The following is a 15034-nucleotide window of genomic DNA, read 5'->3' on the forward strand; positions in this document are numbered from 1 at the left end:
CTCCCTCCGGCGCTATCACCGACACTTTTACAATTCTTCTTGACCAAGGAGAACGATCATTCTACTTTTGGCGACATGAACGAGATAACTAGCAACGACACACGCGACATCATTCTGGATGTCACCGAAAAGTTGATCTACAAAAGTGGCATCGCCGCCACGGGAATGGATCTTCTGGTGAAAACCGCCGGCGTTTCCAGAAAAAGTATCTACCGCTACTTCGCCAACAAGGACGAGCTCGTCGTCGCCGCCCTGCTACGTCGTGACGAGCGCTGGATGCATGGGTTTACCCGGCAAGTGAACCAGGCCCCAACCCCGGGACTGCGCTTGCTCAACCTGTTCAGCGTGCTGAAGGACTGGTTTGCCAGTGACGGTTTTCGCGGCTGCGCCTTCATCAATACCAGCGGTGAAACCGGTGACCCGCAGGACCCGGTACGTCTCGTGGCGAAGGCACACAAACAGAAACTGCTCGCCTACCTGGGCGAGCTGTGCACCGAACATGGCGTACAGGATCCGCAGGCCATGGCCCGCCAACTGCTGATTCTGATCGATGGAGCCATTACCGTTGCACTTGTCATGGGTGATCACAGTGCCGCCGATAATGCGCAATGCATGGCGCGAAAGTTACTGGACCTGTGACGCTTAAAACAAGAGCAACTTACCGTTCACTTCCCCTGGAGACTTTAAATGTCATCTGATGCCGAAGTTCGCCCACCCCTGCCGCCATTCACTCGCCAATCGGCCATTGAAAAGATCCGCCTGGCCGAAGACGGCTGGAACTCTCGTGACCCACAGCGGGTTTCACTGGCCTATACCCTGGACACAAAGTGGCGTAACCGCGCCGAGTTCGCCAACAACCGCGAAGAGGCCAAGGGCTTCCTCACCCGCAAATGGGCGAGGGAACTGGATTATCGATTGATCAAGGAACTCTGGGCCTTCACCGACAACCGCATCGCAGTGCGTTACGCCTATGAATGGCACGACGACTCCGGCAACTGGTATCGCTCATACGGCAATGAAAACTGGGAGTTCGACGAACAGGGACTGATGTCCAACCGTCACGCCTGCATCAACGACATGCCCATCCTGGAAAGCGCGCGCCAGTTCCACTGGCCCTTGGGCCGGCGCCCGGATGACCATCCTGGATTGACCGAGCTGGGCCTCTAGTGGCCTGTACGGTTAGTTCGTTAGCTCAAATTCGGATGCCAGCAGCCCAGAGCCAAGGCGCTGTGACAAGCCATAGCCCGCTATGGCGAGGAACAGCAACGCAGTATATGGGCCGCTGGCGTCGAAGTTGACTAACAGAACTAACCACACAGGCCTCCAGGCCGCCCGGGGTGCAGGCCTGCGCCGGAGACCTATACCGGTCCGCCCGGCGCTGGATTGGGTTACGCCCTTGGGCTCGCAGTTTTCGGATAGCGCTGCCCGCCAAGGCCCCTCACCCTATTGCCCCCTCAGTCAAAATCCATGGGTCATTCAGTGATGCGCTTCTCCCGCCTGCTTCCAGTGGTACTTCTTGTCGGCGTGGCCGGTTGTACCACCATGCCAGCTCCTGAAACACGGCACTCCGGCTTTCTGAATGATTACAGCCGCCTGACCAAGGATCCGCAATGGCCCAAGAGCGAGTACTGGATCAAGCCATCGCTTGAGATCAAGCAGTCCTACCAGAAGCGGATTTACCTGGAGCCACCGCGCCTTTACGTCACTGGCAAAGACCTTGACCAGACCATGAAAAGTCCAGCCGACACGACTGCGATGCTCAACTACCTGAAGCAGGCGATTCTCTACCAGTTCCTCACCTCGGGCTATGAAGTCACCACCCGGCCCGAGCCCGATACGCTCCTGCTGCGCACGGCCATCACCGGCAGCGAACGGACACCACGCGACCCGTCCACCCCCGAGTACCTCCCCATTGGCATGGTGGTGGGTGGCGTCATGCAACTGACCGGTACTCGAGACGAAAGCCTGCGCGTCTATTTCGAAAGTGAAATGCGCGACGCAACATCGGGCGAACTGCTGGCGCAATCCGTCAGCGCCACCACGGGCAACGAACTCTCCCCGTCTGCCACGACCAAGGTAGAAGACAGCTACCCCGCCCTCGATGCCTGGGCCAGGCAGTTGCGTGAACGGGCCGACAAGGCCTTCGCACAGCCGTGAGCGGCACAGGCGCGACAGCGGGTACCAGGCCCGCTTCGCGCCCTGGAAAAAAGCGCCCCCTACACCCTCGCCCCCGGCATTCAAGACACCCGTCAATCTGACCACCAGGTAGATCAGCCATCGAGTTGCATCGACCTGGCGACACCTGGAAAACCTTCCTGACGATCTTGCCCGTCAGCCCCTACAAGGATTTGGCGCTATCGTCAGCGCCGCTTGCCTGATAAAATTAGAAGTTACCTTCCCACGTCTATCTGCTGCGCCCCCCGCCTGAGCAAAACGATCCTGGCACAAAGACTGAACATATCCGAATGGAGAATTAACCATGAGCTACTCTTTTAAGTTGAAAAATGGCTCGATTGCCATTTTCGACCCAGAGAACTCACTGCTATCCATCACGACGCCGCTCGGAGAGGTTCAAGACACCACACTGGGCAGAGCAGAGTCACGTCTTTTAGCGTTGCTACTGGCAGAACCCGGCGTTACCAAAACCCGCGATGAAATTGTCGAATACACCTGGAATGACCGGGTCGTCGCGTCGGGCAGTTTGAACCAGGCGATCTTTTCCCTGAGAAACAGCCTTAACGACAGTCGCGATCACGAGATTGTGATGACCATCCCCCGGCGTGGTTATCGGTTCAATCAAAATCATGTCATCGACCCACAGACCGAGCTGGCGACGTCACCGGAGAGTGAACAACTCGTCCCTGCGGATGTAATCGAAGCGGACTCGACCGTTGCGCCTTCAATCGATGACACTCCTGTTACCCCCGCAACACCCACGCAACAAAGACCGGGGTTTATTATCAATAAACTCTTTATCGGTTATGCCGCGACCGTTGCCCTGTGCGTGGCGACCCTGATGCACCTGGGTTTTCCATTCAACAGGCCCGAAGTCAAAGTCGTCAATACGCAACTCCACAACATCACCTTGAACACGGTCGGCAACAGCCTCGACGAAGCCCGGGCACTCAGTGACACCGTGGCCAAACAACTCGAGAAGTCACCGGCCAGTTTGAAGGGGCAGATCTGGATCAGCCAGTCCAAGTCGAATTACACACTCGCCTGCATCCGGGCAGATCAAAGCACCCACAACTATCAATTCAATAGCCAACAAAAAGAACTTCTTGTCATGATCCAACAGTGCCTGGAGACTGCTCTATGAGCCTGCTGAAAAAACCGGCCACTCAATGGGTAGTGCTGGGACTGATCAATGCCGCCTGTATTTACGCGCTCATTTCTTCGCCCATCTCTTTCAAGAAGAATGTTGGCTACCACACCAATAGCCATCAATGGCTTGAAGATCAGAACCAACTGAATACTGAAGAGTATCTCACCATAGGCGAAGACCGGCTCACACTGTCCGCCATCGAAAGCCTGAATGGAAAACTGCGCAATGCAACGGTGTCCGCCGACATCATCCGTTCGAACCAGAGCAACCTGGAAATCAAAATAGCCAGCACTAAACTGAGCCAGGACAGCGAACTCTTTGCGATCGACAAAATGCCCGACCTGTTTTTCAGGCGCCAGTACATTGGTCAGGAAGGTTCTACTCTCAATTACAGCTTTCTGCCGACCTCCGACGACAACACCGTCTGCTTCTACCTCCACGAATTCGGCCGCTTGCGCTGCATGAACAACTGATCTCCCCACACGTGGCAAAGCCATTTTGAAGGTGAATAGTCGCCTGGAAATGGCCTTGCCCGGTGCGCCATCGCCACGCGACGCCCAGCAAAATAACGATTAATAATTTCCCTTCGCCCCTCCCCCGCCTCACCCTGACTTATCTCTGTCAGCAGGTGAATAAGCATGCGCCTCCTTCTTCAGTTAAACACACTGCCGCTCAAGCAAAAGATACTGCTGTGCGCCCTTGCCTATATCAGCGGAATCGCACTGGGATTCGTTATTGATCCCTGATACGCCGTGCGCCGTCACTTACTTCAAGCAAAACAAACCATTTGCCGAGGGCCGCTTGAAAAGCTCACTTCGAAGATCAACGCTGGTGTTATCCGGATCGATTGCAATGGGATGGCTCGCCTGGCTTTGTGCCGGAACGATTGCGGAGCGGCGTATCGCGCAACAACTCAATAACGTGCATGAAAAGGTGAACACTGCGCTCATCGAACCGCACATACAGTTGGTTGATGTATTCAGCAGCCTGAAATCTTTCGAGCGCTCGACCCCGGACTGCTCCAGCGAGCTGTATTCAATGCTTGCCGAGAAGGTCGAAGAGAACCGATATATCTATCAGGCCGCTGTCAAACTTCAGAACAGGAAAGTTTGCTCATCTTACGGTCGAAAACTTCTCTCCCCCTTGCAAGGTAATGAGCGAGGCTATCCAGCCACCGATGGCTACACCTATTGGTTCCACACCGATCACAACAGGTCCGTGGATACTGACTTTATTATCGTCTCGGACTCATCGACTTACGTCTGGCTCAACAAAGCGATTCTCCTGAAAAGCCTGGGCATCCCGTCAGGCGTCCAGCTGGACCTGATAGACGCAAACGACAAGGAATCCGTTGTTTCCTCCCATCGGCGGTCCCTGACCCTTGAGCAATCGCCGGGTATTGGACAACTCACGGTCTCGGCCGACCGGGTCTTTATGGCATATGCCAACAGCCGCAATGCACTGGTACCGGTCATCTCACTTCCCGCCAGCCACTTGAGTAGCTTGAAGATGAATGTATTTATCGCGCTGATCCTCGTCGGCGCCGCACTGCTCGGTGCCGCGCTGTATATCGCCCGACGCACGCATCAGCACTACAGCTCTACCGCGGTAAAACTGCGGCGTGCCTTGCGAGACGGTGAACTGCAGGTCAACTACCAGCCTATCGTTGATATGCGAACCGGTTGCCTGGTCGGCGCAGAAGCGCTGTCACGCTGGAAACTCGACGACGTGAGCATTTCGCCGGAAGTGTTCATTGGCGCCGCCGAGAAGTCCGATCTGATTTGCGAACTCACGCGCTATGTCATTCAGCGCATTGCCGAGGATTACAGCACCTACCTTTGGGCCTGCAAGAACTTCTACATCACCATCAACGTTTCCGCCCGTGACATCCTCGACGAAACCTTTCCAGACTTTGTCGCCGAGGTTCTGGCCCTGCACGATATCCCGGCGTCCAACATTGTCTTTGAAGTCACCGAAAGCACCCTGTTCGAACAGACCATCGCCGCCGCACAACTGCAGCGCCTGCGAGCGTGCGGGCATCGGATAGCCATCGATGACTTCGGTACGGGCTATTCCAACCTCTCCCTGATCCATTCACTGCCCATCGACATCCTGAAGATCGATCGCTCATTCATTGAAGGCGAGAAAGTCGCAGCGGTGGATGCTCTCTGGCAACACATCGCCAACATCGCCCGGGACCTGAAGTTCCAGGTCGTTGCCGAAGGTGTGGAAACCCCGCAGCAAGTGCAGCACCTGACATCCGGCGGCGTTCAGTTTGCCCAGGGCTGGCTGTACTCCAGGGACGTAACACCTGAAGCGCTGGCCAAACTGTACTTCTCGATTTCAAGCGAAGAGCAAACCCTGTGCGGGTGAGTCTTGCACTGGAAATACAGATTAATGACTTTGATCAATCGCAGCCCCTGCCAATGATCAGGCACCGAAACAATGTGCCACGGCACAACTTTTTGACTAACCGGAAATCCCCGCACAAGGAATCCACCGCACATGCAATTCAGAAACCTAGCAATCGCCTCGTTGCTCTCCCTGCTGTCCTTTCAGGCACTGGCCGCTGGCGATGACAAAGGACTGTACCTAGGCGCTGGTGTTACCAGCATTGAAACCGACGAGAGCGATCTGGATGGTGATGACAACAGCTACAAGGTGTTCGCCGGTTATCGCTTCAACGGCAACCTGGCGATCGAAGGGGCCTACGTCGACCTGGGTGAACTCGAGGATAACAACCGCAAGTTCGAGGGTAAATCGATGCAAGCGGCGGCCCATCTCGGCTTTCCGATCGGCGACCGCATCCGCCTGTTCGGCAGTGTCGGTGCTCACGCATGGGATTCCGACGGCAACGTCGAAGACGATGACACCGGTGTTGACCTGACCTACGGTGCCGGCGTCGAGATGGACGTGTTTCGTAACATCGGCATCCGCGCCGAATACGAAGTCCTGGAAGTGGGCGACCTGGACTTGAACCAGACCACTGCTTCCGCCTACGTGCTGTTCTAAGGCACCTGTATCGAGCGGCCAACCCGGCCGCTCCTTGCATCGAATGACCCGATGAGCCCCCAACCCCATGAACAGCTTTGCGCCTCCCCGGTTTCTTGAACTGGAGTCCGCCCCCCTGGACGAGTTGAGCGGACGCAAGGATCATTGGGACATCGACTTGTCTTCTGTCGAGCAGGCAGCCCTCATCCAGCGTTTCAGGCACATTCGTGGCCCCCAACTGCGGCACAGTCGTTTCGATTTCAATGCCTGCGTCACGGCCGTCGGCGCCATTCCCGACGGATTCGTCACCTTCGCCATTTCCCGTCTGACCGCTGGCCGGCCGACCTGGAACAACCAGCGACTGCAACCCAACGAGATTGTCGTACTGCACGGCGGCGAGTCGGTGCACTACCGCTGCGAACCGAATGAAGCCCTGTTTACCGTGACCACGACGCTCGAACACTATGAGGCGTGTCGGGAACGCCATGGCGCCATTGACCTGCTCAAGGCTCGCAAGGAACACCGCTATCAAGCTGAAAGCCATCAGCCCATACGGTCAGCATTCAAGCTGATCGGCGACTCGCTGGCAGCGCTATCGCCCACCACCCTCGCCTCCCGCCACCCAGGCTGGAACAGCCAATGGGAATCGACCGTGCTCGGTGCGCTCCTGCAAGCGCTGACACCTGATCAACTCAGGGTTCGGGACGTCCCCACACGCCGGAAAGTGGCGGCACGTGCCATTGAGTACATTCATGAGCATGCGCATAAGCCGATCACCCTGCTTGACCTGGCCGAACGGCTCAACACCACGGGTCGCAGCTTGCACCAGGGCTTTATCGAGTCCTTCGGCACCACCCCCATGGCCTACCTGCGAAACATTCGGCTCTCAAACGCTCGACAGGACCTGATCAGGCACACCTGGCCGTCGGTGACCGAGACGGCGATGCACTGGAATTTTTTCCATCTGGGGCGTTTTTCCAAGGACTACCAGCACGCTTACGGTGAAGCGCCTTCGCACACCTACCGGCGTCACCCCCTCACGCCCTAGACGTTAGTGCGGTCGCCGGAGGCGGCGGTTATGGGTAAGATGGCGCCCTGCCGTTACCCCTCTGCCCCACCGAATAAGTCGACCCCATGCCTTTCGAACTCAGCGTAGACCTCACCACTCTGGCCATTCTGGCCATCGTCGCGTTCATTGCCGGTTTCATTGATGCCATTGCCGGCGGCGGCGGCCTGCTGACCACTCCAGCACTGCTCACCGCCGGCCTGCCGCCGCACCTTGTGCTGGGCACCAACAAACTGAGCTCCACCTTCGGCTCGGCCACCGCCAGCTTCACCTTCTACCGACGCAAGCTGTTCCACCCGCGGCAATGGACCCACGCGATTGTCGGCACCCTGGTGGGTGCGTTGACCGGCGCCATCGTCGCGCATTACCTGCCGGCGGAGTGGCTGAACAAGATGCTGCCGGTGATCGTGTTTGCCTGTGGCCTGTACCTGTTGTTCGGCGGCACGCCAAAAGCGCCACTGGACAGTGACGCACCGATCAAAAAGAAGTGGCAGTCGAGCCAGGGCTTCAGCCTGGGTTTCTATGATGGCGTGGCCGGGCCCGGTACGGGCGCGTTCTGGACCGTCAGCAGCCTGCTGCTCTATCCGATCGACCTGGTCAAGGCCAGCGGTGTGGCGCGCAGCATGAACTTCGTCAGCAACATCGCGGCGCTGTCGGTGTTCATCTTTTCCGGGCAAGTGGACTGGATCATCGGCCTGTGCATGGGCCTGTCGGTCATGGTCGGTGCGTTCTTCGGCGCACGCACCGCCATCAGCGGAGGGGCGAAGTTCATTCGCCCGGTGTTCATCGCGGTGGTGCTGGGGTTGACCGTACGCCTAGCCTGGCAGCACTGGTTCAGCGTGGCCTAAGCGCCGCGCGACATAGACGTCGATCAGGTACCGGGCAATCGAGCGCGACGCCGGCAACGGCGGCAGCGCATGAATGTTGAACCACTGGGCGTCTTCGATTTCATCCGCCTGCGGGACGATCTCGCCACCGGCATACTCGGCATGAAACCCTAGCATCATCGAGTGCGGGAACGGCCAGCACTGGCTGCCCAGGTACTGGATGTTGCGCACCTCGATCTGCACTTCTTCGCGCACTTCCCGGACCAGGCAATCCTCGGCGGACTCCCCCGGCTCGGCGAAGCCCGCCAGGGTGCTGTAGACCCCGGCGACAAAGCGTGGCGAACGGGCCAGCAGGATCTCGTCACCGCGGGTGATCAACACGATCATGCTCGGTGAAATCCGCGGGTAGCTACGCAGGTCACAGGGTTCGCAGTACATCGCCCGCTCGCGCGACACCTGGACCATGGGTTGGCCACAGTTGCCACAGAAACGGTGCTCACGGGCCCAGGTGCCGATTTGCGCGGCATACCCCAACACCTTGTACAGCGTGTGGTCGCCATCGAGCATGAAGGCCCGCAGCCCCTTCCAGTCGCAACCCGACACCTCGCTCGACGCCTTGAGTTCCAGCAGGTACACCGGCTCGCCGTCCAGGTAGCCGATGCCGTGCTCGGCGAGAATCGACAGGTCCTGGCGCTTGAGCCATTCACGCGGGAACAGCGCGCCATTGTCATCGAACAGAAAACCTTCGGGGCTGCGGGCCACGGCCCAGCCGCCTGCTACGTCAGTGTCGAGTACCGCGGTGGTCCAGCGTAAAGTCATGTGTGCTCAGTCCAGAAATTCGGGTTTCCGTTTGCTCATGTGGGCGGCCATGGCCACGCGCAGATCATTGGACTGCAACATGGCGGCGTTCCAGGTAGCGATGTATTCCAGGCCGTCGTTGATGCCGTGATCGCGCATGTAGCTGATCATCTCCTTGGTGCCGGCGATGGCAATCGGCGACTTGGCCGCGATTTCACGGGCGATGCCCATGACCCCGTCCAAGAGGCTGGCGGTGTCCGGGTAGACACGGTTGACCAGGCCGATCGTGCGGGCCTCGTCGGCGCCAAAGGTGCGCCCCGTGTAAGCCAGTTCACGCAGCATGCCGTCACCGATGATCCGCGGCAAGCGTTGCAAGGTCCCGACGTCGGCGGCCATGCCGATATCGATTTCCTTGATCGAGAATTGCGCGTCCTCGGCGGCATAGCGCATGTCGCAGGCAGAGATCAGATCGATGGCGCCGCCCAGGCAATAACCCTGGATAGCGGCCAGCACCGGTTTACGGCAGTTATCCACGGCGTTGAACGACGCTTGCAGGGCGAGAATCTTGCGCCGCAGCAAACGCGCATTGCGTCCCACGTCCTTGCCCATTTCGTTGGCGACCGAGGCCAGCATCATCAGGTCGATACCCGAAGAGAAGTGCTTGCCGGCACCGCTGATCACCACCGCCCGCACGGCATCGGTGTCATCGATCCACTGGAAGATCTCGATGATCTCGGTCCAGAACGCCGCGTTCATCGCATTGATCTTCTCCGGACGGTTGATCTGCACATGGGCGATGTTGTCGTTCAGTTCGACACGAAAGGCCTTGTACTCAGGGAGAATGTTGTCCTTCAGATCGACGCTGAGGTCCTGGAATTCCGACATGGTGGTGGTCCTTGCTGGCGCTGGAAATGAGGCTGGAACTATAACAAGCCCACGCACATCACCCCAGGCAGTGCATCGGCCAAAAGCAGGACGCTTATACACAACCCGGGGGAACGCGCCTGGATGATCGCTCCCACGCGGGAACGATCACGCCTACGGTTCAGGGTGCCGGCGTGCTGCTGGCAACTGTCTTCGAGGCCGCCAGCATCGCCCGCAACAACACCGCACAGCCGGCGGCCAGGTCATCCGGCGCGGCGTTTTCGATTTCGTTGTGGCTGATGCCGCCTTCGCACGGCACGAAGATCATCCCGGCCGGCCCCAGTTCGGCGAGGAAGATCGCGTCATGCCCCGCGCCGCTGACGATGTCCATGTGCGACAGCCCCAGCCCTTGCGCGGCGCTGCGCACGGCCTCGACGCAGTCCTTGTCGAAGTACAGCGGCGGGAAGTCGGCGGTCGGGGTCAGTTCGAAGCTCAGGCCGTGCTCGTCGCAGGTGCTGTCGATCACCTGGCGAACTTCGGCAATCATCGAGTCCAGCCGTGCCGGCTCCAGATGCCGGAAGTCCAGGGTCATGCGCACCTCGCCGGGGATCACGTTGCGCGAGCCCGGATAGGCCTGCAGGCACCCCACGGTGCCGCAGGCATGAGGCTGATGGCCGAGGGCCGCGCGGTTCACCGCCGCCACCACCGCGGCTGCGCCCACCAGTGCGTCCTTGCGCAAATGCATCGGGGTCGGCCCGGCATGGGCCTCGACTCCGCGCAGTTTCAGGTCGAACCACTTCTGCCCCAGCGCCCCCATTACCACGCCAATGGTCTTGCGCTCATCCTCCAGGATCGGCCCTTGTTCGATATGCGCCTCAAAGTAGGCCCCCACCGGGTGGCCGCTGACCTTACGCGGGCCGGCATAGCCAATGGCATTCAATGCCTGGCCCACCGTCACGCCGTCGGCATCGGTCTTGGCCAGGGTCTCTTCCAGGGTGAACTTCTCGGCAAACACCCCCGAACCCATCATACACGGGGCGAAACGCGATCCCTCTTCGTTGGTCCAGACCACCACTTCCAGCGGAGCCTCGGTCTCCACGCCCAGGTCGTTGAGGGTACGCAGTACCTCAACGCCGGCCAGCACCCCGAAACAGCCGTCGAACTTGCCGCCTGTGGGTTGGGTGTCGATGTGGCTGCCGGTCATCACCGGAGGCAACGCCGGGTTACGCCCGGCACGCCGGGCGAAGATATTGCCGACCCCATCGATGCTGACGGTGCAGCCCGCCTCCTCGCACCAGGTGACGAACAAATCCCGGGCCTGGCGGTCGAGGTCGGTCAGTGCCAGGCGACAAACGCCGCCCTTGACCGTGGCACCGAGCCGGGCCAGTTCCATGAGCGACTGCCACAAGCGGTCGCGATTAATGTGCTGATGGCTGGACTGCAGAACGTCAACGGCAGCGTTCATGATCATCTCCTCTGGTGTTCTTCTGCTCGCTCACACAGGCGTCTTCACGGTCACGGCCTGCGCCCCGCCCATCGAACACAGCCCGTAATAAATCAGGCCGCCCAACGCCGACCCGGTAAACCATCCGTAGCTGTAGAACCAGCTGAAGGCATCGCTGCCCAGCGACAGCACGGTCAGCGCCACCGGTACGCCGAAGGCGATGAAGCCAAACCAGTTCCACGCCGGGTACACGTCATCGCGGTACAGGCCGGCCAGGTCCAGTTGCTGTTTCTTGATCAGGAAGTAGTCCACCACCATGATCCCGGCGATGGGCCCGAGCAGGCTCGAATAGCCGAGCAGCCAGTTGGAATAGACCGACTCCAGGCTAATGTCGGAGACGATCCAGCCGAGCTTCTTCAACAACTCGTGCCCCATCAAGGCCAGCCCGACAAACCCGGTGAGCATCACGGCGCTGGTGCGGTTGATCAGTTTGGGGGCCAGGTTCTGGAAGTCGTTGGTGGGCGAGACAATGTTGGCGGCGGTGTTGGTGGACAAGGTGGCGATGATGATCAGGGCCATGGCCAAGGCAACCCAGACCGGACTCTGGATATGCCCGATCAGGGTCACGGGGTCGGACACCGTGACCCCCACCAGTTGTTCCGAGGCGGCGGTCATGACCACGCCCAGGGAGGCGAACAGGAACATGGTCAACGGCAACCCGATGATCTGCCCGACGATCTGGTCCTTCTGGCTCCTGGCGTAGCGACTGAAGTCCGGGATGTTCAGCGACAGGGTGGCCCAGAAGCCGACCATGGCGGTCAACCCGGCAAAAAAGTAGCCCCACAGGCTGGCGCCTTCCGGACGTTTCGGCGGCTGGGCGAGCAACTCGCTGAGCGACACGTTCGGCATGGCCCAGACCAACAGGCCCAGCCCCACCAGCACCAACAGCGGCGCCGAGAGGGTTTCCAGCCATTTGATCGACTCGGCGCCGCGCAACACCACCCACAGGTTCAGCGCCCAGAACAGCATGAAGCCGATGACTTCACCGGTGCCCCCCAGGGACTTCCAGCCCTCGAAGATCGAACCGAGGAACAGGTGAATGGCCAGCCCGCCGAACATCGTCTGGATGCCAAACCAGCCGCAGGCCACCAGGGCGCGAATCAGGCAGGGGACGTTGGAGCCGATCACCCCGAACGACGAACGCAGCAGCACCGGAAACGGGATGCCGTACTTGGTGCCGGCGAAGGCATTGAGGGTCAGCGGAATCAGGACGATGACGTTGGCCAGCAGAATCGCCAGCAACGCCTCGCCAACGCTCAGGCCAAAGTAGGCGGTGAGTACCCCGCCCAGGGTGTAGGTCGGCACGCAGATCGCCATCCCGACCCACAGGGCGGTGATGTGCCATTTGTTCCAGGTGCGTTCGTGCACCTTGGTCGGCGCGATGTCGTGGTTGTACCTGGGGCTGTCGAGGACGTCGCTGGCGGCGTCCAGTTCGTACAACCCGTCGCGCTCGATGACTTGCGATGTGTTCTGCTGCATGGCCGCTCCACTGTTGTTTTGATTATTGTGCTCATCGGTGACCCGCTGCAGGACCGCGGGCCGGACGATGGCCGGAGAACTGACAATTTTTATCGACCGGCCAAGGTGTCAGCGGCCCCAATCAATAACCATGCCGGACACGTTGCCGATGCGCTGGGCGCGTCAATAAAATCCATGTAAAGCACTGAAGTTAATCAGTTTTACTTCAACAACCGATCCACTCACAAACACTTGCCTGGGCACTCAGGCCAAATGCCAGGCACGTTATCCGAGCCGTCAGGGTTCAATCGGGTGCGCTACAGTTGATGTGAATTTTCCTGTCAGCCACAGGCGCACCTCAAATAGCTGATTTCACATAGGAAATCTTGACCATATTTCGTTCCTGTCAAGTGCGTCAAAATGGTGAGCGACTGCACCACATTGCTGCTTTTAACTTTTTAATCTTTAAAAACAATTAGTTAATACAGTTATAAGCTTATAAAAAATATTCTTGCCCAATCCATAAACTGCAGCTAGCGTTTATTCCTGACAGTGCTGACAGGAATGCAACTTCCTTAGCCTGCTACATATAACAACACTTAGAACCGGCATCAGCCGGTCATGCCTGCGAGGAAACCGGAATGTCTCTGTTGATCCGTGGCGCCACCGTCATTACCCATGATGATAGTTACCGCTCTGATGTCTTGTGCGCCGACGGCGTGATCAAGGCCATTGGCAATAATCTGGATGCACCCGCAGGCTGCGAAGTACTCGATGGCATTGGCCAGTACTTGATGCCGGGCGGCATCGACCCGCACACCCACATGCAACTGCCCTTCATGGGCACCGTGGCCAGCGAAGACTTCTTCAGCGGTACGGCGGCGGGACTGGCCGGCGGCACCACCTCGATCATCGACTTCGTGATTCCCAACCCGCAGCAGTCGTTGCTCGAGGCCTTTCATCAGTGGCGCGGCTGGGCGGAAAAATCCGCCTCCGACTACGGCTTTCATGTGGCCATCACCTGGTGGAGCGAACAGGTACGCGAGGAAATGGCCGAGCTGGTACGCCTGCACGGGGTCAACAGCTTCAAGCACTTCATGGCCTACAAGAACGCGATCATGGCGGCCGACGACACCCTGGTGGCCAGTTTCGAACGCTGCCTGGAACTGGGCGCGGTGCCCACCGTGCACGCGGAGAACGGCGAACTGGTCTACCACCTGCAGCGCAAGCTGATGGCCCAGGGCATCACCGGCCCTGAAGCCCACCCGCTGTCGCGCCCCTCGCAAGTCGAGGGCGAGGCCGCCAGCCGGGCAATTCGCATCGCCGAGACCCTGGGCACGCCGCTGTACCTGGTCCACGTCTCCACCAAGGAAGCGCTGGACGAAATCACCTACGCCCGCAGCAAGGGCCAGCCGGTCTACGGCGAAGTACTGGCCGGGCACCTGCTGCTGGACGACAGCGTCTACCGCCACCCCGACTGGCAAACCGCCGCCGGTTACGTGATGAGCCCGCCCTTCCGCCCGCGCGGGCATCAGGAGGCGCTGTGGCATGGGTTGCAAGCGGGCAACCTGCACACCACCGCCACCGACCACTGCTGCTTCTGCGCCGATCAGAAAGCCGCCGGCCGTGACGATTTCAGCAAGATCCCCAACGGCACCGCCGGCATCGAAGACCGCATGGCCGTGCTGTGGCACGAAGGGGTCAACAGCGGGCGCCTGTCAATGCAGGACTTCGTGGCACTGACCTCCACCAACACCGCGAAGATCTTCAACCTCTACCCGCGCAAAGGCGCGATCCGCGTCGGTGCCGATGCCGACCTGGTGCTCTGGGACCCGCAAGGCAGCCGCACCATTTCCGCCAAGACCCACCACCAGAACGTCGATTTCAACATCTTCGAAGGCAAGACCGTGCGCGGCGTACCCAGCCACACCATCAGCCAGGGTCGCCTGGTCTGGGCCGACGGCGACCTGCGAGCGGTGCGCGGGGCCGGGCGCTACATCGATCGCCCGGCCTACCCGGCGGTGTTCGACCTGTTGAGCAAGCGCGCCGAACTGCACAAGCCGACGGCCGTGAAACGCTGAAATCCAGGCCTTCGCAGGTAAGCGAAGCACCGCCCGGCCCGTTCCCACACTCGTAAGGTATTCCTCCCGTGGGAGCGGGCTTGCCCGCGAAGAGGCCGGCACCGGCAACACAACATCAAT

14 protein-coding genes are annotated in these 15034 nt (G+C 59.5%); 10 read left to right on the forward strand and 4 right to left on the reverse strand.

What is annotated here, in order from left to right; translation table 11 throughout:
• Positions 1-75: 75 nt before the first annotated feature.
• From CKW29_RS02010 to CKW29_RS02050, 9 genes are all read left to right on the forward strand, one after another.
• Positions 76-639, forward strand: coding sequence for a TetR/AcrR family transcriptional regulator (locus tag CKW29_RS02010; RefSeq protein WP_095144404.1), 564 nt, complete (start codon positions 76-78; stop codon positions 637-639).
• A 48-nt stretch (positions 640-687) separates the two neighbouring features.
• Positions 688-1167 carry a DUF1348 family protein gene (locus CKW29_RS02015; RefSeq protein ID WP_095144405.1) on the forward strand — a complete coding sequence of 160 codons (480 nt, stop codon included), beginning with the start codon at positions 688-690 and terminating at the stop codon, positions 1165-1167.
• Positions 1168-1542: 375 nt separating this feature from the next.
• Complete coding sequence (locus CKW29_RS02020) at positions 1543-2157, forward strand: DUF3313 domain-containing protein (RefSeq protein ID WP_159950225.1); 615 nt, start codon at positions 1543-1545, stop codon at positions 2155-2157.
• A 322-nt stretch (positions 2158-2479) separates the two neighbouring features.
• Positions 2480-3319, forward strand: coding sequence for a transcriptional regulator (locus CKW29_RS02025; protein WP_095144407.1), 840 nt, complete (start codon positions 2480-2482; stop codon positions 3317-3319).
• Positions 3316-3798 carry a hypothetical protein gene (locus CKW29_RS02030; protein ID WP_095144408.1) on the forward strand — a complete coding sequence of 161 codons (483 nt, stop codon included), beginning with the start codon at positions 3316-3318 and terminating at the stop codon, positions 3796-3798. Before CKW29_RS02025 ends, CKW29_RS02030 begins: the two co-directional genes overlap by 4 nt.
• A gap of 262 nt (positions 3799-4060) precedes the next feature.
• Positions 4061-5698 (forward strand): EAL domain-containing protein, encoded by a 1638-nt coding sequence (locus CKW29_RS02035; RefSeq protein ID WP_256577032.1) that lies wholly within the window; start codon positions 4061-4063, stop codon positions 5696-5698.
• A 132-nt stretch (positions 5699-5830) separates the two neighbouring features.
• Positions 5831-6337: an outer membrane beta-barrel protein gene (locus CKW29_RS02040; protein WP_095144410.1), complete on the forward strand. Its 507-nt coding sequence runs from the start codon at positions 5831-5833 to the stop codon at positions 6335-6337.
• A gap of 67 nt (positions 6338-6404) precedes the next feature.
• Positions 6405-7364: a helix-turn-helix transcriptional regulator gene (locus CKW29_RS02045; RefSeq protein ID WP_095144411.1), complete on the forward strand. Its 960-nt coding sequence runs from the start codon at positions 6405-6407 to the stop codon at positions 7362-7364.
• A gap of 86 nt (positions 7365-7450) precedes the next feature.
• The gene (locus CKW29_RS02050; RefSeq protein ID WP_095144412.1) at positions 7451-8230 is read left to right on the forward strand and encodes a TSUP family transporter; all 780 of its coding nucleotides are present in this window, start codon (positions 7451-7453) and stop codon (positions 8228-8230) included.
• On the opposite strand, the gene nudC is transcribed toward CKW29_RS02050, so the two are convergent.
• The 4 genes from nudC to CKW29_RS02070 all read right to left on the reverse strand — a co-directional run bounded on the left by nudC (position 8198) and on the right by CKW29_RS02070 (position 12854).
• On the reverse strand, positions 8198-9028 hold the full coding sequence (nudC, locus tag CKW29_RS02055; protein WP_095147823.1) for an NAD(+) diphosphatase: 831 nt from the start codon (positions 9026-9028) through the stop codon (positions 8198-8200). The two genes, CKW29_RS02050 and nudC, sit on opposite strands and share 33 nt — an antisense overlap.
• A 6-nt stretch (positions 9029-9034) precedes the next feature.
• Positions 9035-9892 (reverse strand): crotonase/enoyl-CoA hydratase family protein, encoded by an 858-nt coding sequence (locus CKW29_RS02060; protein WP_095147824.1) that lies wholly within the window; start codon positions 9890-9892, stop codon positions 9035-9037.
• Between the two features lie 160 nt (positions 9893-10052).
• The gene (locus CKW29_RS02065) at positions 10053-11336 is read right to left on the reverse strand and encodes a Zn-dependent hydrolase (RefSeq protein ID WP_095147825.1); all 1284 of its coding nucleotides are present in this window, start codon (positions 11334-11336) and stop codon (positions 10053-10055) included.
• A 30-nt stretch (positions 11337-11366) separates the two neighbouring features.
• Positions 11367-12854, reverse strand: coding sequence for an NCS1 family nucleobase:cation symporter-1 (locus CKW29_RS02070; RefSeq protein WP_095147826.1), 1488 nt, complete (start codon positions 12852-12854; stop codon positions 11367-11369).
• A gap of 620 nt (positions 12855-13474) precedes the next feature.
• Between CKW29_RS02070 and hydA the strand changes: the two genes are divergently transcribed.
• Positions 13475-14914: a dihydropyrimidinase gene (gene hydA, locus CKW29_RS02075; protein WP_095147827.1), complete on the forward strand. Its 1440-nt coding sequence runs from the start codon at positions 13475-13477 to the stop codon at positions 14912-14914.
• Positions 14915-15034 lie beyond the last annotated feature (120 nt).

Origin of the sequence: Pseudomonas sp. Irchel s3a18 (assembly GCF_900187535.1) — a bacterium.
Lineage (GTDB): Bacteria > Pseudomonadota > Gammaproteobacteria > Pseudomonadales > Pseudomonadaceae > Aquipseudomonas.

Bases quoted from the DNA above. Each gene is read 5' to 3' on its own strand.
- CKW29_RS02010 (WP_095144404.1), top strand. From the start codon at position 76: ATGAACGAGATAACTAGCAACGACACACGCGACATCATTCTGGATGTC.
- CKW29_RS02015 (WP_095144405.1), top strand. From the start codon at position 688: ATGTCATCTGATGCCGAAGTTCGCCCACCCCTGCCGCCATTCACTCGC.
- CKW29_RS02020 (WP_159950225.1), top strand. From the start codon at position 1,543: ATGCCAGCTCCTGAAACACGGCACTCCGGCTTTCTGAATGATTACAGC.
- CKW29_RS02025 (WP_095144407.1), top strand. From the start codon at position 2,480: ATGAGCTACTCTTTTAAGTTGAAAAATGGCTCGATTGCCATTTTCGAC.
- CKW29_RS02030 (WP_095144408.1), top strand. From the start codon at position 3,316: ATGAGCCTGCTGAAAAAACCGGCCACTCAATGGGTAGTGCTGGGACTG.
- CKW29_RS02040 (WP_095144410.1), top strand. From the start codon at position 5,831: ATGCAATTCAGAAACCTAGCAATCGCCTCGTTGCTCTCCCTGCTGTCC.
- CKW29_RS02045 (WP_095144411.1), top strand. From the start codon at position 6,405: ATGAACAGCTTTGCGCCTCCCCGGTTTCTTGAACTGGAGTCCGCCCCC.
- CKW29_RS02050 (WP_095144412.1), top strand. From the start codon at position 7,451: ATGCCTTTCGAACTCAGCGTAGACCTCACCACTCTGGCCATTCTGGCC.
- nudC (WP_095147823.1), bottom strand. From the start codon at position 9,028: ATGACTTTACGCTGGACCACCGCGGTACTCGACACTGACGTAGCAGGC.
- CKW29_RS02060 (WP_095147824.1), bottom strand. From the start codon at position 9,892: ATGTCGGAATTCCAGGACCTCAGCGTCGATCTGAAGGACAACATTCTC.
- CKW29_RS02065 (WP_095147825.1), bottom strand. From the start codon at position 11,336: ATGAACGCTGCCGTTGACGTTCTGCAGTCCAGCCATCAGCACATTAAT.
- CKW29_RS02070 (WP_095147826.1), bottom strand. From the start codon at position 12,854: ATGCAGCAGAACACATCGCAAGTCATCGAGCGCGACGGGTTGTACGAA.
- hydA (WP_095147827.1), top strand. From the start codon at position 13,475: ATGTCTCTGTTGATCCGTGGCGCCACCGTCATTACCCATGATGATAGT.